Genomic DNA, 1,533 nt, shown 5'->3' on the forward strand with positions numbered 1-1,533 from the left:
GTGCTGTACAGGTCCCGCAGGAAGTTGACGTTCAGCGGGTAGTCCTGGAGCCAGCCACCCCGGTACATGCTCTTGACGTTGTCCGCACGACGCTCCTCGAGGTCGGTGGCGAAGTCCGTCTTGGCGTCCTTCAGGCACTCGATGTCGAGGTTCTTGATCAGGTCGTTGCAGACGGCCGTGACCCACTCGTCGTGGTTCGCGTCGGCGTTGAACTGGATCGTGATGGTGCCACCGGGGACACCGCCACCCTCCTCGACCAGCTGACGCGCGGTCTCGGGGTCGAAGTCGGTCTTGCCCTCGGCGGCGCCGGCCTCGTAACCGAACACGCCCGGGGGCACGAAGCTGTCGGCCGGGGTACGGGAGCCGTGCAGCACCGTCTGGGTGATGGTCTCGCGGTCGATCGCCATCGAGACGCCCTGGATGACCTTGGACGGGTCGTCCAGCTCGCTCCAGCCGGCGTAGAACACCGGGACGATGGACTGGGTGGCGTTGTAGGGCTGCGCGATGGCGCGCTCACCCAGCTCGTCCATGTAGACCGGCAGGTCCTGGGGCGCGACCTGACGCAGCACGTCCAGGTTGTCGGAGACCAGGTCCTGGTAGGCGGTGCTCAGGTTGTCGTACGCGGTGATCTCCACGCCGCCGTTCTGCGCCTTGTTCGGACCGGCGTAGTCGGCGTAGGTGCTGAGGCTGATCCGCTCGTTGTGGGTCCAGCTGTCGAACTTGTACGGGCCCTGGCCGATCGGGTTCTCGCCGAAGCCGGCCGGGTCGTCGTAGAAGCTGGAGGGCAGCGGGGCGAAGACGTGGTAGCCCAGCTTGTAGTTGTAGTACGAGACCGGGTTGGCCAGCGTGATCTCGAAGCTCAGCTCGTCGACGACCTTCAGGCCGGACATCGTCTCGGCGGTGGGCTCGGCGCCCTCCTCGGACGGGTGGACATCGGCGTAGCCCTCGATGTCCTCGAACCAGGCGCTCTGGCTCTGGCCGTTGTCCACGTTGGCGGCCCAGTTCCAGGCGTCCACGTAGTGCTGAGCGGTGACGGCCTCGCCGTCGTGGAAGGTGAAGCCGTCCTTCAGCGTCACGGTCCACACGGAGGCGTCGTCGTTCGACTCGACGGACTCGGCCGCGACGTACTTGATGGAGCCGTCGTCCTCGAAGTCCAGCAGGTTCGCGAAGACGTTCTTGATCACCAGCGAGCCGTACTGCTCATTGGTGCTGGTGGGGACCAGCGCGGCCTGCGGCTCGCCGCCGTCGACCTTGACGATGCCCGAGGCGTTGCCAGACGCGTTGCCGCCGTCGCCGCTGCCGCCGTTGTCGTCATCGCTACCACAGGCGGTCGCGGCCAGAGCCACAACGATCGCCACTGCGGCCCACTTGGCGCTGCGCGCACCACGCATGGGCTTGCCTCCTTGGGAGTCCGGTTCGTTGCTGGGTGGCCGCGGACCTGGGGGTTGTCAACACGCGTTGAATACCCAAAGCGTCCTGCGGCCGCGCCGGCGAAAGCCTGAGCGCAATGCCCCCAACTATTGGGCATAAAAC

1 protein-coding gene is annotated in these 1,533 nt (G+C 66.4%); it reads right to left on the minus strand.

The window, feature by feature from the left end; genetic code table 11:
* Window positions 1-1,391 (minus strand): peptide ABC transporter substrate-binding protein (locus ACWF62_RS20425; protein ID WP_452631230.1); only part of this gene is annotated, 1,391 nt, incomplete at its 3' end.
* Window positions 1,392-1,533: the final 142 nt, after the last annotated feature.

This window comes from Rhodococcus sp. NPDC054953 (assembly GCF_053609225.1).